This is a genomic window from Klebsiella sp. GN_Kp190 (assembly GCF_040061795.1).
Taxonomy (GTDB): Bacteria; Pseudomonadota; Gammaproteobacteria; order Enterobacterales; family Enterobacteriaceae; genus Klebsiella; species Klebsiella michiganensis.
Genome location: NZ_JBEAFN010000028.1, coordinates 88152 through 112086, shown reverse-complemented (window position 1 = coordinate 112086; position 23935 = coordinate 88152). Strand labels below are relative to the sequence as shown.

The following is a 23935-nucleotide window of genomic DNA, read 5'->3' as shown; positions in this document are numbered from 1 at the left end:
ATACCCGCATTGGTCTAAGCCACAGGGAGATAACCCGGTCATGACGGAGTCACCACAAACGCAATCTGCAATCTCTATTCACCAGCTAGTGGTTGGAAAACCCGCGAACGACGGCGCTATTCCTGCCCAGTGTGAGCTGCTGCGCTGCTCTTTGCAGGAAGGTATGGATATTTTGCTCTGGCGGGGCCACTTTGCTCAGCCCGAGACGTTGCAGCTGCACGACGACCTGGGCAGGATTAACTTCTCTTGCATTCTGGAAGGCACATCGCGCTTTGCGATCCAGGGGCTCAGCCGCCACACCGACTGGGAACTCGCGCGCGATCGTCATTACATTACCCATACGCCAGACTGCCGCGGCAGCGCCTCCTACTGCGGCCGGTTCGAGAGCATTACGCTCTCTTTCAGCCCTGAAGCCCTCGCGCTGTGGGTGCCGGATATTAGCTCGGTCATTAAAAATAAGATCGACTCCCACTGCTGTTGCCAGCAGCAGCGTTGTAATGCCGAAACTCACCTAACGGCTCAGGCCCTGCGTCACGCGCTGATGCGGATGCACGGCGGCTTCAGTCATGAACAAAAACCGTCGACGTTATGGCTACAGGGACAAAGTCTGGTGATGCTCAGCCTGGTGTTGGATGAACATCGCGAGGACGCCAGCTGTTCCTCCTGCCACTTCAATCCGATGGAACGCCAGAAACTGCTGCGGGCAAAGGATCTGCTGCTGGCCGATTTGACGCAGGCGCCGGGGGTCACCGAACTCGCCAGAGAGTCCGGTTTAAGCGTGCTTAAAATTAAGCGGGGATTTCGTGTTCTGTTCAACAACAGCGTCTATGGTCTTTTTCAGGCTGAACGCATGCAGGAGGCAAGAAGACGGCTGGCCAATGGCAATACTTCCGTTATGACGGTGGCGGCGGATCTAGGCTATGCCAACGCCAGCCATTTCTCCGCCGCATTTCAGAAGCAGTTTGGCGTCACCCCGTCGACCTTCAAACGTCTGATCTAACCAGGGCTTACCCCAGAAACTCCTCCGTTAACAAGGCCCGGATTCGCCATCCGGGCCTTGTTTTTTGCCGACCGTAAACCGAAACGGGCACAAATAAACCCGATTCGGGTAGCGCTCAATTGTTAATAATAATTATTCTCATATAAGCAATGCTTTTGGTATGACGTGCCATCAGGAGGAAGAATGATTTCTGGCGCCCCCTCTCAGGATCCGCTGTTATCGGACAACGGCGAAGCGGCCGATTATCAACAATTACGCGAACTGTTAATACAGGAACTGAATGTAGCGCCGCAGCAGTTACAGGAAGAGAGCAATCTGATCCAGGCGGGCCTGGACTCCATAAGATTAATGAGATGGTTACACTGGTTTCGTAAAAAGGGCTACCGCCTCACCCTTCGCGAGCTGTATGCCGCCCCCACGTTGGCAGCATGGCGCCAGCTGATGCGCAGCCGTTCGGGTGAAAAACCGGATGATGCAAGCTCCCCGGCGGACGCGGCGTGGCCAGTCATGAGCGAGGGTACCCCCTTCCCGCTGACGCCGGTACAGCATGCCTATCTGACGGGCCGAATGCCCGGACAGACGCTGGGCGGCGTCGGTTGCCATCTGTATCAGGAGTTTGCCGGCCATGATCTGACGGCGCCAAAGCTGGAGCAGGCCATCACGATCTTACTGCAACGCCACCCGATGCTGCATATCGCCTTTCGCGCCGACGGGCAGCAGGTCTGGCTACCGCAGCCATACTGGAACGGCGTCACCGTTCATGATTTACGCCAGACCGACGAGGCAAGCCGCCAGGCCTATCTGGAAACATTGCGCCAGCGCCTGAGCCACCGTCTTTTACGCGTGGAAATGGGCGAAACCTTTGATTTCCAGTTGACGCTCTTGCCGGACAATCGCCACCGCCTCCATGTCAATATCGACCTGCTGATTATGGATGCTTCCAGCTTTACGCTGTTTTTCGATGAACTTAACGCCCTGCTGGCCGGAGAGTCGCTGCCGCCCGGCGACCCCCGCTATGATTTCCGCGCTTATCTGCTGCATCAGCAGAAGATCAATCAGCCGCTGCTCGACAAAGCGCGCGCGTACTGGCTGGCGAAAGCATCGATGCTGCCACCCGCGCCGGTTTTACCGCTAGCCTGCGAACCCGCCACGCTGCGTGAAGTCCGTAATACCCGACGCCGCATGATTGTCCCGACAACACGCTGGAACGCCTTTAGCCGACGGGCCGGTGAGAATGGCGTGACGCCGACAATGGCGCTGGCGACCTGTTTTGCTGCCGTTCTGGGGCGCTGGGGCGGCCTGACGCGGCTGCTGCTCAATATCACGTTATTTGACCGCCAGCCGCTGCACCCGGCGGTTGACGAAATGCTTGCCGACTTCACCAATATTCTTCTGCTGGATACCGCCTGCGATGGCGATACCGTCAGCAACCTGGCGCGTAAAAACCAGCTCACGTTTACTGAGGACTGGGATCATCGCCACTGGTCCGGCGTCGAGCTCCTTCGTGAACTCAAACGCCAGCAAAGCCATCCCCACGGCGCCCCGGTGGTATTTACCAGCAATCTGGGGCGCTCCCTGTACAGCAGCCGCGCCGAGTCGCCGCTGGGCGAACCGGAATGGGGCATCTCGCAGACGCCGCAGGTCTGGATAGATCATCTGGCGTTCGAGCATCGGGGCGAGGTCTGGCTACAATGGGATAGCAATGACGCGTTGTTCCCTCCGGCGCTGGTCGAGACGTTGTTCAACGCCTACTGCCAGCTGATTAACCAACTCTGCGATGATGAAAGCGCCTGGAAGAAGTCGTTCGCGGACAGGATGCCCCAAAGCCAGCGGGAGATACGTCAACGGGTTAACGCAACCGACGCTCCCGTTCCTCAGGGCTTGCTGCATGAAGGTATTTTCCGCATCGCCCTCCGGCAACCGCAGGCGCTGGCGGTAACGGACGCACATTATCAGTGGAATTATCGTGAGCTGACCGAGAATGCGCGCCGCTGCGCTGGCAGGTTAATCGCTTGCGGGGTTCAGCCCGGCGACAATGTCGCTATTACAATGTCGAAAGGCGCGGGACAGCTGGTTGCGGTCCTCGCCGTTCTGCTGTCCGGGGCGGTGTACGTTCCGGTTTCGCTCGACCAGCCCGCCGCGCGGCGCGGGAAAATCTACGCCGACGCCAACGTCCGGCTGGTGCTCACCTGCCAGCACGACGCCAGCGCCTGGTCAGACGATATTTCCCACCTGACCTGGCAGCAGGCCATCGAGGCGGAGCCGCTAGCCGACCAGGCGGCGTGCGCGCCGACGCAGCCGGCCTACATTATCTATACCTCCGGGTCGACCGGCACGCCGAAAGGCGTGGTCATTTCTCACCGTGCAGCGCTGAATACCTGCTGCGATATCAATACCCGTTACCAGGTGGGTCCCGGAGACAGAGTGCTGGCCCTCTCCGCCCTGCATTTTGATTTATCGGTTTACGACATTTTTGGCGTTCTGAGCGCCGGCGGCGCGCTGGTTATCGTTATGGAAAATCAACGGCGCGATCCCCGCGCATGGTGCGAATTGATCCAGCGTCATCAGGTTACGCTCTGGAACAGCGTCCCGGCGCTGTTCGATATGCTGTTGACCTGGTGTGAAGGTTTCGCCGACGCCGCGCCGGAGAAACTGCGGGCGGTCATGCTTTCCGGCGACTGGATCGGCCTCGATCTCCCTGCCCGCTATCACGCCTTCCGCCCCCAGGGACAGTTTATCGCCATGGGCGGCGCCACCGAGGCGTCTATCTGGTCTAACGCCTGTGAAATTAACCGGGTCCCTGACCACTGGCGCGCCATCCCTTATGGCTTTCCGCTGGCCAACCAACGTTACCGGGTGGTGGATGAACTGGGCCGGGACTGCCCGGACTGGGTACCGGGCGAATTGTGGATTGGCGGTATCGGGGTCGCGGAAGGCTACTTTAACGATCCTGTACGCAGCGAGCAGCAGTTTGTAACGCAATCGAACGCGCGCTGGTATCGCACCGGCGATCTCGGGTGCTACTGGCCAGACGGTACGTTAGAGTTCCTCGGTCGTCGCGATAAGCAGGTCAAAGTCGGGGGATATCGCATCGAGCTGGGTGAAATCGAAAGCGCGCTCAGCCAGCTGGCGGGAGTGAAACAGTCAACCGTTGTGGCGATCGGCGAAAAAGAAAAGACCCTGGCGGCCTGGGTTGTGCCTCAGGGTTCGGCTTTCTGCGTTACCCATCATCGGGACCCGGCGCTGCCCCAGGAGTGGCGCGGGCTTGCCGGAACGCTGCCCTGCTGTGTCTGCCCCCCGGAAATCTCCGCCGGCCAGGTCGCTGATTTTCTTCAGCATCGCCTGTTAAAACTGAAACCGGGTCAAACTCCTGGCGCCGATCCTCTTCCCCTGATGAATGCTCTCGCTATCCAGCCTCGCTGGCGGGCCGTGGTGGAACGCTGGTTAGCCTTTCTCGTGACCCAACAGCGGCTGCAGCCCGCCGCTGAGGGTTATCAGGTTTGTGCGGGGGAAGCGCCGGAGAATGACCCTCCTTCTTTCAGCGGGCATGACCTCACCTTAACGCAGATCCTTCGCGGCGCTCGCCACGAACTGTCATTACTGAACGATGCGCGGTGGTCGCCGGAAAGTCTGGCTTTCGACCATCCGGCCAGCGCCCTGTATATCGAGGAACTGGCGACAATCTGTCAACAGCTTTCCCGGCGTTTACAGCGCCCGGTACGCCTGCTAGAGGTGGGTGTCCGCACCGCCCGCGCCGCAGAGTGCCTGCTAACCCGGCTCAGCGCTGACGAGATTGAGTATGTCGGGCTTGAGCACAGCCAGGAGCTGCTGCTGAGCGCCCGACAGCGGCTTGCACCGTGGTCTGACGCCCGTCTGGCCCTCTGGAGTGCAGACACGCTGGCGGCGCATGCTCATTCGGCGGACATTATCTGGCTGAATAACGCCCTGCATCGTCTGCTGCCGGAAGAGCCCGGGCTCCTCGCGGCATTACAGCAGCTGGCCGTTCCAGGCGCGCTGCTCTATGTGTTGGAGTTTCGTCAGTTAACGCCCTCCGCCCTGCTCAGCACGCTTCTGTTAACCGATGGTCAGCCCGAAGCCTTACTTCACAATAGCGCTGACTGGGGGGCGATATTTACCGCCGCCGCTTTCAACTGCCAGCACGGCGATGAAGTCGAGGGATTGCAGCGCTTTCTCGTACAATGCCCCGTTAGCCAGGTACGCCGCGATCCTCGTCAGCTGCAGTCCGCTCTCGCCGAACGTCTGCCGGGGTGGATGGTACCGAAACGGATCTTCTTACTTGACGCCTTACCGCTGACGGCGAACGGCAAAATTGACTATCAGACGCTAAAGCGCTGTCATACCCCGGAAGCTGAAAACCGGACTGAAGCGGATTTACCCCTGGGCGATATTGAGAAGCAGGTTGCCGTCATCTGGCAGCCGCTCTTGTCAATGGGCGCCGTCAGCAGAGAAACCGACTTCTTCCAGCATGGCGGTGATAGCCTGCTAGCCACCAGGCTGATCGGACAGCTCCACCAGGCGGGTTATGAAGCACGATTAAGCGACCTGTTTAATCACCCCCGGCTGGCTGATTTTGCCGCCACGCTGCGTAAAACCGACCTCCCTGTTGAACAACCCTTTGTCCACTCCCCTGAAGAACGCTACCGGCCTTTCGCGCTGACTGATGTGCAGCAGGCTTACCTGGTCGGGCGTCAGCCGGGCTTTGCCCTTGGCGGCGTAGGCTCACACTTCTTTGTTGAATTTGAAATTGCCGATCTGGATATTCACCGGCTGGAGAAGGTCTGGAACCGGTTAATCGCCCGCCACGATATGCTGCGCGCCGTAGTGCGGGATGGACAACAGCGGGTTCTCGAACAGACTCCCCCGTGGGTGATACCCGCGCACATCCTGCACAGCCCCGAAGAGGCGCTGCAGGTACGCGACAGACTGGCGCATCAGGTTCTCAACCCTGAAGTCTGGCCGGTATTCGATCTCCAGGTCGGGTTCGTCGACGGGATGCCCGCCCGCCTGTGGCTGTGTCTGGATAACCTGTTGCTTGACGGGTTGAGCATGCAGATCCTGTTGTCAGAGCTGGAACACGGCTATCGCTATCCGCAGCAGCTGCCGCCGCCGCTTCCCGTTACCTTCAGGGATTATCTGCAGCAACCCGCGCTGCGGACGCCCAATCCCGACTCTCTGGCATGGTGGCAAACGCAGCTTGATGATATTCCTCCGGCACCTGCGTTACCGCTACGCTGCTTGCCTCAGGACGTTGAGACGCCGCGCTTCGCACGGCTCAATGGGGCAATGGACAGCGCGCGCTGGCGTCGCCTGAAACAGCGGGCGGCTGACGCTCATCTCACCCCGTCGGCCGTACTGTTATCCGTGTGGTCAACGATTCTTGCTGCATGGAGCGCACAGCCCGATTTCACGCTTAACCTTACGCTTTTCGACAGACGACCGCTGCACCCGCAAATCAACCAGATCCTGGGCGACTTTACTTCGCTGATGCTGCTGAGCTGGCATCCCGGCGAGAGCTGGCTGCAAAGCGCGCGGTTATTACAGCAGCGACTAAGCGAGAGCCTCAACCACCGCGATGTGTCGGCAATCCGCGTGATGCGGCAACTGGCGCGGCGGCAAAACGTACCGGCTGTCCCAATGCCCGTCGTCTTTACCAGCGCGCTGGGCTTTGAGCAGGATAATTTCCTTGCCCGGCGCAATCTGCTCAAACCGGTGTGGGGTATATCCCAGACGCCGCAGGTCTGGCTCGATCACCAGGTTTATGAATCCGAAGGGGAACTGCGCTTTAACTGGGATTTTGTCGCCGCCCTGTTTCCTGACGGGCAGGTGGAGCGCCAGTTTGCACAGTATTGCGCGTTGCTTAACCGAATGGCGGAGGATGACAGCAGCTGGCAGCTGCCGCTCGCCGACCTGGTTCCCCCGCTTAAGGTCACGGAGCGACGCGCCCGCCGGCAGCGCCCTGAGCGCGCTCAGCCGCGGATCGCGGCGGACGAGAGCAGCGTCAGCCTGATTTGCGACGCCTTTCGCGAGGTGGTTGGCGAGCCTGTCGCACCCGCAGAGAACTTTTTTGAGGCGGGCGCCACGTCGCTGAATCTGGTACAGCTGCACGTCTTGTTACAACGTCACGAATTCGCCGCCCTGACGCTGCTTGACCTGTTCACTCACCCTTCTCCTGTCGCGCTGGCCAATTATCTGGCTGGCGTAGCCCTGGAGGAGAAAACCAAACGCGTGCGGCCGGTTCGCCGGCGTCAGCGGCGCATTTGACGCGAAACAAACTGACTTTTCCCGGACGCCATCGCCAACGCATGGCGCGCCACTGACTTTGTCAATTTTAGGAAACGGGACCGATTATGGATAACTTGCGCTTCTCTTCTGCGCCAACAGCAGATTCCATTGATGCATCGATCGCTCAACGCTACCCGGACTGCGAACCTGTCGCAGTCATCGGCTACGCCTGCCATTTTCCTGAAGCGCCGGATGGCGAAACCTTCTGGCGAAATCTGCTGGAAGGCCGCGAATGCAGCCGACGCTTTACGCGCGAAGCGCTTCTGGCCGCCGGGCTGGATACCGCCATTATTGACGATCCTTGTTACGTCAATATTGGAACGGTTTTAGACAACGCTGACTGCTTCGATGCCACCCTGTTTGGCTATTCGCGGCAGGAAGCGGAGTCGATAGATCCCCAGCAGCGCCTGTTTTTACAGGCGGTCTGGCATGCGCTGGAGCATGCAGGTTACGCCCCGGGCGCCGTCCCCCATAAGACCGGCGTTTTCGCCTCTTCGCGGATGAGCACCTATCCCGGCCGCGAAGCCCTGAACGTGACAGAGGTCGCACAGGTCAAAGGCCTGCAGTCTCTGATGGGCAATGACAAGGACTATATAGCCACCCGCGCGGCCTACAAACTCAATCTGCACGGCCCGGCGTTATCGGTACAGACCGCCTGCTCCAGTTCGCTGGTTGCGGTCCATCTGGCCTGCGAAAGCCTGCGCGCAGGCGAATCCGATATGGCGGTAGCCGGCGGAGTGGCGCTTTCCTTCCCCCAGCAGGCGGGTTACCGCTACCAGCCCGGGATGATTTTCTCTCCCGACGGCCACTGTCGCCCTTTTGACGCCTCGGCAGAGGGCACCTGGGCCGGCAACGGTCTCGGCTGCGTGGTGCTGCGTCGCCTGAAGGACGCGCTGCTGTCAGGCGATCCGATTATCGCGGTGATCCTCTCCAGCGCGGTCAACAACGACGGAAACAGAAAAGTGGGTTATACCGCGCCGTCGGTGGCAGGACAGCAAGCGGTCATCGAAGAGGCGTTAATGCTGGCGGCCATCGACGACAGGCAGATCGGCTACATTGAAACCCACGGTACCGGCACGCCGCTGGGAGACGCGATTGAAATAGAAGCCCTGCGCAACGTCTACGCTCCCCGCCCGCCGCAACAGCGCTGCGCGCTGGGTTCCGTGAAGAGCAACGTTGGTCACCTGGATACCGCGGCGGGCATTGCCGGACTGCTGAAAACCGTTCTGGCGGTCAGTCGCGGAAAAATTCCGCCAATGCTGAATTTTCACACGCCAAACCCGGCGCTTAAGCTCGAGGAAAGCCCCTTTACCGTGCCGGTGACGGCGCAGAAGTGGCAGGACGAAGTGCGCTACGCGGGCGTCTCCTCCTTCGGTATTGGCGGCACCAACTGCCATATGATCGTCGCTTCGCTGCCCGACGAACTCAACATAAGCTACCCCGCCGCGGATGACGGCAGCAAGAGATCCGCGCTGTTGCTCAGCGCCGCCAGCGACACCGCGTTGCGGCAGCTGGCAGCGGACTATGCCGCGGCGCTGAGGGAGAACGCGGATGCCAACAATCTGGCCTTCACGGCGTTACGCGCGCGCCGTCTCGATCTTCCCTTCCGCCTGGCGGCGCCATTAAATCATGACACCGCCGCCGCGCTCAGCGCCTGGGCTGGCGCGAAATCGACTTCGCCGGTCTATAGCGGCCACGGCGCCAGCGGCAAACAGGTGTGGCTGTTTACCGGGCAGGGTTCGCACTGGCGCACTATGGGCCAGTCTCTGTACCAGCACTCAACGGCGTTTGCCGATACGCTGGAGCGCTGTTTTGCCGCCTGTCGCGACATGCTCACGCCTTCGCTACGGGAAGCGATGTTTAATCCCGATTCAGCGCAGCTTGACAATATGGCCTGGGCCCAGCCGGCGATTGTCGCGTTCGAAATCGCGATGGCGGCCCACTGGCGCGCTGAAGGACTGAAGGCCGACTTCGCCATGGGTCACTCCGTCGGCGAATTTGCCGCTGCCGTTGTCTGCGGACACTATACCATTGAGCAGGTCATGCCGCTGGTATGTCGGCGCGGCGCGCTGATGCAGCTGTGCGCAAGCGGCGCGATGGTGGCGGTATTTGCGCAAGAAGAGGCGCTGATGCCGTTGGCCCGTCAGTTCGAGCTGGATCTCGCCGCCAACAATGGCACCCGACATACGGTCTTTTCCGGGCCGGAAGCCCGTATCGCGGAGTTTTGCGCCGCGCTTTCGCAACACGAGATCGACTATCGTCGCCTGAGCGTAACCGGCGCGGCGCACTCCGCTTTACTTGAACCAATACTCGATCGCTTCCAGGAGGCCTGCGCGGGTCTGCTCGCCGAGCCGGGGCAAATACCGCTGATTTCCACGCTTACCGCCGAACTCATTGACGAGGCGACGCTCAACCAGGCGGATTACTGGCGCCGCCATATGCGCCAGCCGGTACGTTTTATTCAGAGTATTCAGGCGGCGCGCAAGCTCGGTGCCCGCGTTTTTGTTGAAATGGGGCCCGACGCCCAGCTGATTGCCTCCGGACAGCGCGAATACCGCGATGACGCTTACTGGATAGCCAGCGCCCGGCGTAAACAGGAGGCGAGCGCTGTCCTGAATCAGGCGCTTCTCCAGCTATACGCGGCCGGCGTCACCTTACCGTGGGCCGATCTTCTGGCAGGCGATGGGCAACGTATCTCCGCGCCATGCTATCCGTTTGCGACCGAGCGTTACTGGAAAGAACGCGCCACCTCCGCCTGCGAGCCTGCCGATGCTGTGCTTGCCGCTGGATTAGAGGTGGCCAACAGCGCCGCGACAGCGCTCGAACTCCCCCGTCTGGAGGCGCTTAAACAGTGCGCCACGCGACTGCACGCCATCTATGTCGATCGGCTGGTACAACGCTGTACGGGCGATGCGATAGATAACGGCGTGGACGCCATCACCATTATGCGCCATGGACGACTGATGCCCCGCTACCAGCAGCTGCTTCAGCGCCTGCTAAATAACTGCGTGGTCGACGGCGACTACCGCTGTGCTGAGGGGCGCTACTACCGCGCCCGCCCCATTGAACATCAGCAGCGGGAAATTCTGCTGACGGAACTCGCCGATTATTGTGAAGGTTATCAGGCTATCCCCGATACCATCGCCCGTGCCGGCGATCGGTTATACGACATGATGAGCGGCGCGGAAGAGCCGGTGGCGATTATCTTCCCGCAAGGCGCTTCCGACGGCGTAGAGGTGCTATATCAGGAATTCAGCTTTGGCCGCTATTTCAACCAGATTGCCGCCGGGGTACTACGGGGTATCGTCCAGGCGCGTCAGCCCCATCAGCCGCTGCGCATTCTTGAAGTCGGAGGCGGAACCGGCGGCACCACCGCATGGCTGCTGCCTGAACTCAAAGACGTACCGGCGCTGGAGTACCACTTCACCGATATCTCCGCACTGTTCACCCGCCGCGCGCAGCAGAAATTCGCCGACTATGACTTTGTGCATTACGACGAGCTGGATCTCGAACAAGAGGCGCAGTCTCAGGGCTTTGCGGCGCAGTCTTACGATCTTATCGTCGCGGCTAACGTGATCCATGCCACGCGCCATATCGGTCAAACCCTCGATAATCTGCGTCCCTTGCTCAAGCCGGGTGGGCGCCTGCTGATGCGCGAAATCACCCAGCCAATGCGTCTGTTTGATTTCGTTTTCGGCCCGCTGGTCCTCCCGCTACAGGATATCGACGCCCGCGAAGGCGAGCTCTTCCTCACCCCCCATCAGTGGCAGCAGCAGTGCCGCCGCGCCGGATTCTGCAAAATAGCGTGGCTACCGCAGGACGACAGCCCGACCGCCGGTATGAGCGAACATATCATTCTCGCCACCCTGCCCGGCCAGGAGATGTCCACGTCATCAGAATCCGCGCTGGAACAGACGTTGCCGGATAACCCTGATTATCTCGCCGACTGGTCCGATTGCGCAGGTCAGCCGGAACGGTTTACCGCCCGCTGGCAGGAGGCCTGGCGGCGCCTCTCCGCGCGGCACGGCGACGATTCCCCCGTGAAACCGCCCCTCGTTACCGCCCCGCAATGGCTGGGGGAGGTGCGCTTAAGCTGGCGAAACGCAGCCTTTTCCCGCGGCGAGATGCGCGTGGAAGCCCGTCATCCAGACGGCAAGTGGCTGCCGCTGGCGCCCGACGCGCCTCTTCCTGCGCCGCAGACGCATTATCATTGGCGCTGGAGGCCCCTCAGCATCGACAGTAATAGCCGCCCGCTGGTATTCCGCCTCAGCGCCGGTACCCTTGCCTACGAAGAGGCGCTGGCGCAATACGGCATTCTTCACGATCCGCAGGCCCCTTCTGTCCTGATGATTGTCGACGAGAGCGAGGAGACGCTGGCGTTAGCGACACAGGTGAAAGAGGCGCTCACCGCCAGCCCAGGCGGCTTGATTGTCGTCACCCGCCGCGCGTGGCGAATCGAGGAAAACGAGGCGCTATCAGCGGCCCATCACGCGCTGTGGGCTATGCTTCGCGTCGCGGCCAACGAACAGCCGGAACGGTTAATCGCCGCTATCGATATGGCTGAAAACGCCTCGTGGGAAACGCTGCGTCAAGGATTAAGCGCTGTTTCATTGTCACAACGCTGGCTTGCAGCCCGGGATAATGGCTTCTGGCTCCCTTCGCTGGCGCCCAATGCGGGATGCGCCGCCGAATTACCGGCGAAGGTGTTTGCCGGCGATAACCGCTGGCATCTGGTGACCGGGGCGTTTGGCGGACTGGGCCGCCTTGCCGTGAACTGGCTCAGAGAAAAAGGGGCGCGCCGCATCGCGCTACTGGCGCCGCGCGTGGATGCGTCATGGCCAGGCGACACAGCGGACGTGGAGATTCGCGTCTGCCGTTGTGATGTGGGTGATGCCGGAGAGCTGGCCCGTGTTCTTGATGAACTGGTGACCAGCGGCGGCATTGCCGGAGCGATTCATACCGCTGGCGTATTGGCTGATGGGCCCTTGCAGGAACTCGATGACCACCAGCTGGCCGCCGTTTTCGCGGTCAAAGCGCAGGCGGCAAGCCAGCTATTACAAACGCTGGGCAACCACGACGCCCGTTATCTGATTCTCTATTCGTCCGCTGCCGCCGCCCTCGGCGCGCCAGGCCAGAGCGCCCATGCGCTGGCCTGCGGTTATCTTGACGGGCTCGCCCGGCAGTTCTCCTCCCTTGATACGCCGAAAGTGCTCTCCATCGCCTGGGGCGCATGGGGAGAAAGCGGCCGGGCGGCTACGACAGAGATGCTGACGACCCTTGCCGATCGTGGCATGGGCGCGTTAAGCGATGCCGAGGGGCGCTGGCACCTTGAACAAGCGGTGATGCGCGGCGCCGCCTGGCGACTGGCCATGCGCGTTTTCACCGACAAAATGCCCCCGCTGCAGCAGGCTCTGTTTAACGCCGCAGCAACAGAACACGCCGCGATTCCGGCCGCGACTCCCGCTGATAACCATGCTTTTCACGGTAGCATCAGCGATAAAGCGGCGGTGATGACATGGCTGAAAAATCGCATTGCGGTGCAGCTAAGACTGAACGATCCTGCTTCGCTGAACGCAGATCAGGATCTGTTACAGCTGGGAATGGACTCGCTGCTCTTTCTTGAACTCAGCAGCGATATTCAACATGACCTGGGTGTACGCATCAACGCGGAACGGGCGTGGCAGGATCTCTCGCCGCACGGGCTCACACAGCTTATCTGTTCTCAGGCAGAGACGGCGCCTGCCGTATCGCCGCCGGAAGCGTTGCAGCACGATGCCGCTGAGCGTTACGCGCCCTTCCCGTTGACGCCGATTCAGCATGCCTACTGGTTGGGCAGAACCCATCTTATTGGCTATGGCGGCGTTGCCTGTCACGTGCTGTTTGAATGGGATAAACGCCACGATGAGTTCGATCTCGCCGTACTGGAGAAAGCATGGAACCAGCTCATTGCCCGCCACGATATGCTGCGGATGGTGGTGGATGCAGATGGACAACAGCGCGTTCTGGCGACAACCCCGACGTATCGTATCCCGCGCGACGATCTGCGCGCGCTTTCCCCGCAAGAGCAGTGCCAGGCGCTGGAAAAACGGCGCCATGAACTGAGCTATCGCGTTTTACCTGCCGACCAGTGGCCGCTCTTTGAGCTGGTGGTCAGCGAAATCGACGATTGCCGCTACCGCCTGCACATGAACCTCGATCTTCTGCAGTTCGATGTGCAGAGCTTTAAAGTCATGATGGACGATTTGGCCCAGGTATGGCGCGGAGAAACGCTGCCGCCGCTCGATATCACCTTCCGCGATTACGTGATGGCTGAACAGGCGCGCCGACAAACAACAGCATGGCACGATGCCTGGGATTACTGGCAGGAAAAACTGCCGCAACTGCCTTCAGCTCCGGAACTGCCGGTGGTGGAGACTCCGCCGGAAACCCCGCACTTCACCACGTTCACTTCGACGCTTGATAGACAAGAGTGGCAGGCGGCGAAACAACGCTGGCAGCAGCAGGGCGTCACCCCCTCCGCCGCGCTGCTCACGCTGTTTGCCGCCACCCTTGAGCGCTGGAGCCGTACCACGGCATTTACGCTGAACCTGACGTTCTTCAATCGCCAGCCGATCCACCCGCAAATCAATCAGTTGATCGGGGATTTTACCTCCGTCACGCTGGTTGATTTTAACTTCTCAACGCCGCTAACGCTGCAGGAGCAGATGCAACGGACCCAGCAGCGTCTCTGGCAAAACATGGCGCACAGCGAAGTGAACGGCGTTGAGGCGATCCGCGAGCTGGGGCGCCAGCGCGGATCCCAGCGTCAACCGCTGATGCCGGTGGTGTTTACCAGCATGCTGGGGATGACGCTGGAAGGAATGGCTATCGACCGGGCAATGAGTCATCTGTTCGGCGAACCCTGCTATGTCTTTACGCAAACGCCGCAGGTCTGGCTGGATCATCAGGTGATGGAGAGCGATGGCGCGTTGACGTTTAGCTGGTACTGCATGGATAACGTGCTGGAACCGGGCGCGGCTGAAGCGATGTTTAATGACTACTGCGCCATCCTGCAGGCCGCCATTGCCACCCCTGAAGTCCTGGAGACCATGGACAGCGGGATTGCCGAACACATTCCCCGCCGCCGCTGGCCGCTGAACGCGCAGACAGACTACGATCTGCGGGATATTGAGCAAGCGGCGCAGGAATACCCCTGCATCCAACAGGCCAGAGCGGAATTAAGCGAAAATGGCGCGTTAACCCTGGATATCGTTATGACCGAGGATCCACCGCCCTCAGCGCCGTTACATGATGAGCACGATCTCGCCTCACTGGCGCTGCCGTTGCCTGAACAGACGCAACTTGACGAGCTGGAAGCGACCTGGCGCTGGCTGGAGGCGCGTGCGCTGCAGGGGATTGCCGCAACGCTATATCGCCACCGTCTGTTCACCACCCCGGAGGTTGCCCACCCATTTGGCAAAATAGTACAGGCGTTGGGCGCGCAAGCGTCACACCGGCGCCTGCTACGCCAGTGGCTGCAGTGTCTGGCGGAAAGAGAATGGTTAGTGCGCGAGGGGGATAGCTGGCGCTGCCGCATTCCGCTCAGCGAAATTCCCGAACCTCACGAAGCTTGCCCGCAAACCCACTGGAGCCAGGCGCTGGCGCAGTATCTTGACGCCTGCATCGCCCGGCACGACGACCTCTTCTCCGGGCAGTGTTCGCCGCTGGAACTGCTGTTCAACGAGTCGTTGCGCGTAACCGACGCGCTGTATCGCGAAAACCCCGCCAGCGCTTGTCTGAATCGCTATACCGCGCAGATTGCCGCCCTTTGCGGCGCAGAACGGATCCTCGAGGTGGGCGCCGGAACCGCAGCCACCGCGGAACCGGTGCTGAAGGCCACGCGAAACACGCGGCTGTCATACCACTTCACGGATGTCTCCGCGCAGTTCCTCAACGACGCCCGAACCCGTTTCCACGATGAATCGCGGGTGTCTTACGCCTTATTCGATATCAACCAGCCGCTGGATTTTACCGCCCACCCCGAGGCGGGTTACGACCTGATTATTGCCGTCAACGTGCTTCACGACGCCAGCCATGTCGTACAGTCGTTGCGCCGATTAAAGCGGTTGCTGAAAGCCGGCGGACGTCTGCTGATCGTTGAAGCGACGGAACGAAACAGCGTATTCCAGCTGGCGAGCGTCGGCTTTATCGAAGGGTTAAGCGGATACCGCGATTTCCGCCGCCGGGATGAAAAACCTATGCTCACCCGTTCGGCATGGCAGGAAGTGCTTGTGCAGGCCGGTTTTGCCAACGAACTGGCCTGGCCGCCGCAGGAATCGTCGCCGCTGCGCCAGCATCTGCTGGTCGCACGTTCGCCTGGGGTGAATCGCCCGGATAAAGCAGCCATGAGCCGCTATCTGCAGCAGCGTTTTGGCGCCACCCTGCCCGCGTTGCAGATCCGGCAGCGAGAAACGTTATTTACTCCGCTATCGGCCCCGCCTGACGCACAGATTGCGCCAGCCGAATCGACACCGAGCTCCGGGGGAGATCCGGCGCTGGAAAAACAGGTCGCTGAACTCTGGCAAACGCTGCTGTCTCGCCCCGTGTCCAGACATCACGACTTTTTCGCGCTGGGCGGCGACAGCCTGATGGCGACAAGGATGGTCGCGCAGCTGAACCGCAGAGGAATTGCCAGCGCCAGCCTTCAGGATCTGTTCACCCATTCAACGCTCAGCGACTTCTGCGCCCATCTGCAGGCCTGTTCGTCGGCAGAGGAGAATCCTGTGCCCATTTGCCAGGGCGGTGGCGGCGAAACGTTGTTTGTTTTCCATGCTTCAGACGGCGATATCAGCGCCTGGCTGCCGCTCGCCAGCGCGCTGAATATGCCCGTTTTCGGCCTGCAGGCAAAATCGCCGCAGCGTTTTGCCACGCTTGATCGGATGATCGATGAGTATGTCGCGAGTATCCGCCGCCAGCAGCCGCACGGCCCTTATGTTCTGGCGGGTTGGTCGTATGGCGCTTTTCTTGCGGCGGGCGCCGCGCAGCGCCTGGATGCCAAAGGCGAGCAGGTACGGCTGGCGTTAATCGATCCCGTGTGTCGACAGGATTTTCGTTGCGCAAACCGGACGGCCCTGCTGCGGCTGTTAGCCGAAGGAGATACGCCGCTGGCGCTGCCGGAACATTTCGATCGGCTGACGCCCGACCGCCAGCTTGCCTATTTTATCGACCTTGCCAGAACAGCGGGAATAATGGCGCAAAACCTGACGCTACAGGCGGCGGAAGCGTGGATCGACAACATCGCGCATCTGCTGCGCTTACTGACCGAGCATACGCCGGACGAAACCGTTCCGCTCCCCTGTCTCATCGTGCATGCCGCGATGAGACCCGCGCGCTGGACGCCAGCGGAAACCGAATGGCAAACCTGGATAGACCGCGCCGACAGCTATGCGATTAAAGCCAGCCATTGGCAAATCATGCTGGAGCCCCCCCACGTTCAGACCTGTGCGCAGCATATCAAGCGCTGGCTCGGCGCAACCTCAACGCAACCGGAGAACACGTTATGATGTCGTCCGCCGCCCCTAAGCTACGCGTACTGATTGTGGGCGCTAAATTTGGCGAAATGTACCTCAACGCCTTTATGCAGCCCCAGGAGGGGCTGGAACTGGTTGGTCTTCTGTCCCAGGGAAGCGCGCGATCGAGAGAGCTGGCCTATGCGTTTGGAATCCCGCTGTATACCTCGCCGGAACAGATCGCCGAGATGCCGGATATCGCCTGTATCGTCGTGCGCTCAACCGTCGCCGGCGGGAGCGGAACCCAGCTTGCCCGGCACTTTTTGACCCGCGGCGTGCACGTGATTCAGGAGCATCCCCTCCACCCGGATGACGTCCGTTCTTTACAAGCGCTGGCGCAGGAACGGGGCCGCTGCTATTGGGTCAACACGTTTTATCCGCACGCGCGTGCGGGTCGCGCCTGGCTCGGGGATGCGCAGCGGTTACGTCGCAGCCTGGATCAGGCGCCGTCGGTTGCTCACGCTACCACCAGCCGACAGTTGCTCTACTCCACGCTGGATTTGTTGTTGCTGGCGCTAGAGGTTGATGCCGCCAGCGTGGCGTGCGAAGTGGTCGGTAGCTTTAGCGACTTTCACTGTCTGAGACTTTTCTGGCCGGCGGGAGAAGCCTGTCTGCTACTTCAGCGCTATCTCGATCCTGACGATCCTGATATGCACAGCCTGATTATGCACCGCTTGCTGCTGGGCTGGCCGGAAGGTCATCTTTCGCTGGAGGCAAGCTACGGCCCCGTGGTCTGGTCATCCAGCCTGTTTGTCGCAGAACATCAGGCGAATGTTCGTAGTCTCTACCGCAGGCCGGAGATCCTGCGCGACCCGCCGGGTCAGACGCGCAGCGCGGCTCCCCTGAGCTGGCGTGATTGCTGTGAAACCGCCGGGCCGGAGGGGGTCGGCAGGTTGCTACAGCAGCTGCGCTGCCATCTGGCGGGTGGAAATCTGCCGGCGGCCTGCCACTCCGCTCATCAGCTCGCGTTATCACAGTTATGGCAGCAGATTTTACGTAAGACCGGCCATGCGGAGATCCGACATCTGACGCCGCCGCGTCACGACCGGTTACCGGCTTTCTACCGCCACGATGAGGAGTCCCGGTGATGCAATCTGCCATGTGTATACCGTTATGGCCCGCCCGCAACGCCAGTACGGCGCATCTGGTGATGTGCCCCTTCGCGGGCGGCAGCAGTAGCGCGTTTCGCCGCTGGCGAGACCACCCCATGGCGGAGATCGCGCTTTCCCTGGTGACCTGGCCGGGGCGCGATCGCCTGCGCCATCTGGCGCCGCTCAGCAGCATTACGCAACTGGCGTCGCTGCTGGCGGACGAACTGGAAGAGAGCGTATCGCCTGACGCCCCGCTTTTACTTGCCGGGCACAGCATGGGCGCACAGGTGGCGTTTGAAACCTGCCGGCTTCTGGAACAACGGGGGCTTCCCCCACAAGGGCTGATTATTTCCGGCTGCCATGCCCCTCATCTGCATTCCCGGCGTAGGCTCAGCGACCGCGATGATGCCGACTTTATCGCTGAACTGATCGATATCGGCGGATGTTCGCCTGAACTACAGGAAAACAAGGAGCTACTGTCGCTATTTCTTCCTCTTCTGCGCGCTGATTTTTACGCTACTGAGCACTATCACTACGACTCGCTCGACGATTTTCCGCCGCTGCGCACGCCTGCGCTGCTCGTGTGCGGCAGCCGCGATCGTGAAGCCTCCCGGCCGGAGATGGAGGCCTGGCGTCCGTGGCTGAACCATATCGCAGGCGAGGTGGTGATTGACGGCGACCATTTTTATCTGCTGCAACAATCCAGGGCCTTTTTTACGCAGATTATTCACCATTTTCCCCACGTATTTTCTGCGACGACCGCTTTGCAAAATCGGTCCTGCACTTCAGAAAGGTGACGCATGCACTCTTCCTTTGATTCTCTGATAAAACAGTATCCCTTCCCCATTGCTGAACAGCTGCGCCACTGGGCGGCTCGCTATCCCTCGCGAATTGCTGTCGTTGATGCCAAAGGCTCGCTGACCTACAGCGCGCTCGATCTTCGGGTCGATGAGCTTGCTGCAGGGTTATACTCGCTGGGTTTGCGTCCGGGAGAACATGTGCTTATCCAGCTCCCCAACGGCAACGCATTTGTGATCCTGCTGTTCGCGCTGTTAAGACTGGGCGTTATCCCTGTTCTGGCGATGCCCTCGCAGCGGGCGCTGGATATTGACGCGCTGATGGCGCTGGCGCAACCGGCCGCTTATGTGATTCACGGAGAAAGCCACGCGGACCTGGCCCGCCAGATGGCGCGCAAACACGCCTGCCTGCGGCAAGTTCTGGTCGCAGGTGAGACCGAAGGCGACGATTTTACGCCGCTCTTCTCGCTGCGCGGCGAACGGCAGGCGTGGCCGCAGCCCGATGCTGCCGGCACCGCGCTGCTGCTGCTCTCAGGCGGCACCACCGGGACGCCAAAGCTTATCCCGCGACGGCACGCTGACTATAGCTATAACTTCAGCGCCTCCGCCGAACTGTGCGGCCTTAAGCCACAGAGCGTGTATCTCGCCGTCCTCCCCGTGGCGCATAACTTTCCGCTGGCCTGCCCCGGTATTCTGGGAACCCTTGCCTGCGGCGGAAAAGTGGTATTGACCGACAGCGCCAGCTGCGATGAGGTGATGCCTTTAATCGCTGAACAAGGCGTGACCCACGTCGCCCTGGTACCGGCGCTGGCGCAGCTCTGGGTGCAGGCCAGAGAGTGGGAAGACAGCGATCTCTCTTCGCTACGCGTCATTCAGGTGGGCGGCGCCCGGCTTGACCCAACGCTTGCTGAGCAGGTTATCTCGACGTTTGATTGTCCCCTGCAACAGGTATTCGGTATGGCGGAAGGCTTGCTCTGCTTTACCCGGCTGGACGATCCTCTGGCCACCGTTCTCCACAGCCAGGGGCGCCCTATGTCTCCCCTGGATGAAATTCACGTCGTTGACGAAGAGGAGAACGACGTTGCGCCCGGCGAAACGGGACAGTTATTAACGCGCGGTCCTTATACTATTACGGGCTATTATCGCGCTCCCGAGCACAATGCGCGGGCCTTTACCGCGCAAGGATTTTACCGTACGGGCGACAATGTCAGGCTCGATGAGGCGGGAAATCTGTACGTTGAGGGGCGTATAAAAGAGCAGATCAACCGCGCCGGAGAGAAAATAGCCGCTGCGGAAGTGGAATCGGTGCTGATGCGTCTGGAAGACGTAAAGGATTGCGCCGTGGTCGCCGCGCCGGACAAGCTGCTTGGCGAGCGGATATGCGCGTTTATCATCGCGCAACGCACTCCCTCTGACTATCAACAGCTGCGTCAAAAGCTGGTCCGAATGGGGATCAGCGCGTGGAAGATTCCCGATCAAATTGAGTTTCTGACCCACTGGCCGCTCACCGCCGTCGGCAAGGTAGATAAAAAGCGCCTGACGGCGCTCGCCATTGAGCGTTATCGCCATTCAGCCCAATAAGCGCCCCGCTACCCGAAACAGGTGGAAATAAACCCGTTTCGGGTAGCAGTGCAATTAGAAATAGTTATCATTTTCAATTCACCATTATCGGTATTTTGGCGTCTCGCCGTTTTTCAGGGATTCATAACAATGAAAATAACACGGTTTTATCCTCTGGTTCTGGGGGGATTTTTACTCCCGGCCGCTGTTCATAGCCAAACCTCACAGCAAGACGAAAGCACGTTGGTGGTCACCGCCAGCAAACAGTCTTCCCGCTCGGCATCAGCCAATAATGTCTCTTCTACCGTTATCAGCGCGACGGAGTTAAGCGACGCGGGCGTTACCGCCAGTGACAAACTCCCCAGAGTGTTGCCTGGGCTGAATATTGAAAATAGCGGCAACATGCTTTTTTCAACGATCTCCCTACGCGGCATCTCTTCGGCCCAGGACTTTTATAACCCCGCCGTTACCCTGTATGTCGATGGCGTCCCGCAGCTTTCGACCAACACCATCCAGGCGCTGACCGATGTGCAAAGCGTGGAGCTGCTGCGAGGACCGCAGGGCACCTTGTATGGCAAAAGCGCCCAGGGCGGGATCATTAACATCGTCACCCAGCAGCCGGACAGCACGCCACGCGGCTATATTGAAGGCGGCGTCAGCAGTCGTGACAGTTATCGAAGCAAACTCAACCTGAGCGGCCCGATTCAGGATGGCCTGTTATACGGCAGCGTGACCCTTTTACGCCAGGTTGATGACGGCGAGATGATTAACCCCTCGACCGGTAGCGATGATTTAGGCGGTACCCGCGCCAGTATCGGGAATGTGAAACTGCGTCTGGCGCCGGACGACCAGCCCTGGGAAATGGGGTTTTCCGCCGCGCGCGAATGCACTCGCGCTACACAGGATGCCTACGTGGCATGGAATGATCTCAAGAGCCGTACGCTATCTCTCGGCGAGGGTTCACCGGACCCGTACCTACGGCGCTGTACTGACAGCCAGACGCTAAGCGGTAAATACGCTACCGATGACTGGGTGTTCAATCTGATCGGCGCCTGGCAGCAGCAGAATTATTCCCGGACCTTCCCTTCCGGCTCGTTGATCGTCAATATGCCCCAGCGCTGGAACCAGGATGTACAGGAGCTACGCGCCGCCACCCTCGGCGATACGCGTACCGTGGATATGGTATTTGGGTTGTACCGGCAGAACACCCGCGAAAAGCTAAATTCCGCCTACGATATGCCGACGATGCCCTATTTAAGCAGCACCGGCTATACCACCGCTGAAACCCTTGCCGCCTACAGCGATCTGACCTGGCATTTAACCGAACGTTTTGACATCGGCGGCGGTGTGCGTTTCTCGCATGATAAAGCCAGCACGCAGTATCACGGCAGCATGCGGGGAAACCCATTTGGCGACCAGGGTAAAAGCAATGACGACCGGGTGCTCGGACAGCTCTCCGCAGGCTATCTGCTGACCGACGACTGGCGAGTATATACCCGCGTCGCCCAGGGATATAAACCTTCCGGATATAATATCGTGCCTACCGCAGGTCTTGATGCCAAACCGTTCAACGCGGAAAAATCCATCAACTATGAAATTGGCACCCGTTACGACACCGCCGATGTCACGCTGCAAGCCGCCACCTTTTATACCCACACCAAAGATATGCAGCTCTACTCTGGCCCGGTCGGAATGCAGACCTTAAGCAATGCGGGGAGAGCCGACGCCACCGGCGTTGAGCTGGAAGCGAAATGGCGGTTTGCCCCCGGCTGGTCATGGGATATCAATGGCAACATGATCCGTTCCGAATTCACCAACGACAGCGAGCTGTACCACGGCAACCGGGTGCCGTTCGTACCGCGTTACGGCGCGGGAAGCAGCGTGAATGGCGTGATTGATACGCGCTATGGCGCACTGATGCCCCGGCTGGCGGTTAATCTGGTGGGGCCGCACTATTTCGATGGCGACAACCAGCTGCGGCAAGGCGCCTACGCCACCCTGGACAGCAGCATTGGCTGGCAGGCGACGGAACGGATGAATATTTCCGTCTATGTCGATAACCTGTTCGACCGTCGTTACCGTATCTATGGATATATGAACGGCAGCAGCGCCGTCGCGCAGGTTAATATGGGCCGCACCGTCGGTATCAATACGCGAATTGATTTCTTCTGATCCAACGATACAGGGATGCAATAATCGCATCCCTGTCATCACCGAATTTAACTCGTTGACGTCAGGAAAACGCCTGGGACAACCCCAGCCAGCAACAAAACCTATATTGTCACTGGCCGGCCTTGAAGATAATTCCATCGGCCTGCTGCTGCCGAAGGAATTCAGCGCTTACTTCGCCGGAATAATCAGCACCTGACCCGGATAGATTTTATCGGGATGCGTCAGCATCGGTTTGTTGGCTTCAAAAATACGTTGGTAGTCATTAGCAGAGCCATACATCGCTTTAGAGATGGCGCTCAGGGTGTCGCCGGATTTCACCGTATAATAACGACTTTCCGCCCCGCTTTGCGTCACCTTCACGCTGTCATTAACCTGACCAACGCCGGTGACGTTACCTACCGCCACCAGAATTTTTTCCTTATCTTCTTGCGAACCGACATCGCCGGTAACCGTCGCGGTGCCGTCGTCCGCAACATCAATATTGACCTTTTCGGCACCGGGCAGATTAAGACCATCAATATGTTTTTTCAGCTTGTCGGCCTTATCTTCCTTGCTGCCGCCGGAGACGGCGTCCCATATTTTCTCGCCCGCTTCTTTGACAAAATTTAATAATCCCATCGTTCCATACCTCCATTACTGTTTCACGATCAAATATTCATCAGACCGGTTAAGCCCATTTCCAGGATGTCGGTTCTGCTACCCCAGAGCGGCAACCGCCTGAAGCAGCACAACCTGCCATCAAAGTATAATCAATAAGCGTCAACGTGCAGGATATTTGCCCGGATACGGCAGGAAAATCGGTACTCTGCCCAGTGGGCATGACATAAAATCAGGCGTTAACCCGCAGTGATGGCGAAAACGGCTCAGGTCGGGACAATCAGCTGCAGGCCTGGATAGCGCTGCAGCCAGCGTTTTTCCGCGACGCGCTGGCTGAAAATAGCCAGCTTATGCTGCGCAAATACCGGCGTGGGCCGCAGACGGAGTGCAAACAGATCGTCCAGCCCGTAAGGCGCGATAACCTCAATAAGCCCTGAACGTCCCATTCTGACCGCGATAGCCGTCGCCGTTTCAGGCCAGTACAACAACGCATTCTCCGTGGAGTGATAAGGTTTATTACCGTTACGTTGATGCATTCTGGCCTGATTCTTCACCGACCAGTTAAAGGCGGATGATTGCTGGCCCAGCCTCTCTTCCAGCGCCCTATCGTCGGCGGCGCTGCCGCTTTTCGCGTCGAACCAGACAACATCCACATCACCCGAAACTGGCCTTTGCCCGTAGCCGTGCAGATGATCCCAGACCGCATCTCTGACAAAGCCGGCGCCAATCCAGCCATCGCTGAGTTCCAGCGCCTGAACGGCGTACAGCGCGTTCATTCTTACCGGGTCGTTTAACAATAATCTCTGCAATTCATCCTGATAGTTCATGATTTCCCTGAAACGGTGATTAACCTGAGTATGCGTCCAA

General features: G+C 59.7%; 9 protein-coding genes. 7 read left to right on the top strand and 2 right to left on the bottom strand.

Annotation, left to right across the window (positions count from 1 at the left end; genetic code table 11):
* The first annotated feature begins 40 nt into the window (after positions 1-40).
* The 7 genes from ybtA to ABLU67_RS16920 all read left to right on the top strand — a co-directional run bounded on the left by ybtA (position 41) and on the right by ABLU67_RS16920 (position 22471).
* The gene (gene ybtA, locus ABLU67_RS16950) at positions 41-1000 is read left to right on the top strand and encodes a yersiniabactin transcriptional regulator YbtA (protein WP_025106339.1); all 960 of its coding nucleotides are present in this window, start codon (positions 41-43) and stop codon (positions 998-1000) included.
* A gap of 183 nt (positions 1001-1183) precedes the next feature.
* The gene (locus tag ABLU67_RS16945; protein ID WP_348852397.1) at positions 1184-7282 is read left to right on the top strand and encodes an amino acid adenylation domain-containing protein; all 6099 of its coding nucleotides are present in this window, start codon (positions 1184-1186) and stop codon (positions 7280-7282) included.
* Positions 7283-7368: 86 nt separating this feature from the next.
* Positions 7369-16845: a yersiniabactin polyketide synthase HMWP1 gene (gene irp1, locus ABLU67_RS16940; protein WP_348852396.1), complete on the top strand. Its 9477-nt coding sequence runs from the start codon at positions 7369-7371 to the stop codon at positions 16843-16845.
* The gene (locus ABLU67_RS16935) at positions 16842-17939 is read left to right on the top strand and encodes a Gfo/Idh/MocA family oxidoreductase (RefSeq protein WP_048262809.1); all 1098 of its coding nucleotides are present in this window, start codon (positions 16842-16844) and stop codon (positions 17937-17939) included. Before irp1 ends, ABLU67_RS16935 begins: the two co-directional genes overlap by 4 nt.
* The gene (locus ABLU67_RS16930) at positions 17936-18739 is read left to right on the top strand and encodes an alpha/beta fold hydrolase (protein WP_048262810.1); all 804 of its coding nucleotides are present in this window, start codon (positions 17936-17938) and stop codon (positions 18737-18739) included. The genes ABLU67_RS16935 and ABLU67_RS16930 overlap by 4 nt, the downstream gene beginning before the upstream one ends.
* A 3-nt stretch (positions 18740-18742) precedes the next feature.
* Positions 18743-20320 carry a yersiniabactin biosynthesis salycil-AMP ligase YbtE gene (gene ybtE, locus ABLU67_RS16925; protein ID WP_064357424.1) on the top strand — a complete coding sequence of 526 codons (1578 nt, stop codon included), beginning with the start codon at positions 18743-18745 and terminating at the stop codon, positions 20318-20320.
* A gap of 129 nt (positions 20321-20449) precedes the next feature.
* Positions 20450-22471, top strand: coding sequence for a TonB-dependent receptor (locus ABLU67_RS16920; RefSeq protein WP_348852395.1), 2022 nt, complete (start codon positions 20450-20452; stop codon positions 22469-22471).
* Positions 22472-22639: 168 nt separating this feature from the next.
* Here the strand turns inward: ABLU67_RS16920 and lysM are convergent, their stop codons facing one another.
* Positions 22640-23089: a peptidoglycan-binding protein LysM gene (lysM, locus tag ABLU67_RS16915; RefSeq protein WP_025106332.1), complete on the bottom strand. Its 450-nt coding sequence runs from the start codon at positions 23087-23089 to the stop codon at positions 22640-22642.
* 245 nt (positions 23090-23334) lie between these two features.
* On the bottom strand, positions 23335-23895 hold the full coding sequence (locus ABLU67_RS16910; protein WP_348852394.1) for a nucleotidyltransferase family protein: 561 nt from the start codon (positions 23893-23895) through the stop codon (positions 23335-23337).
* Positions 23896-23935: the final 40 nt, after the last annotated feature.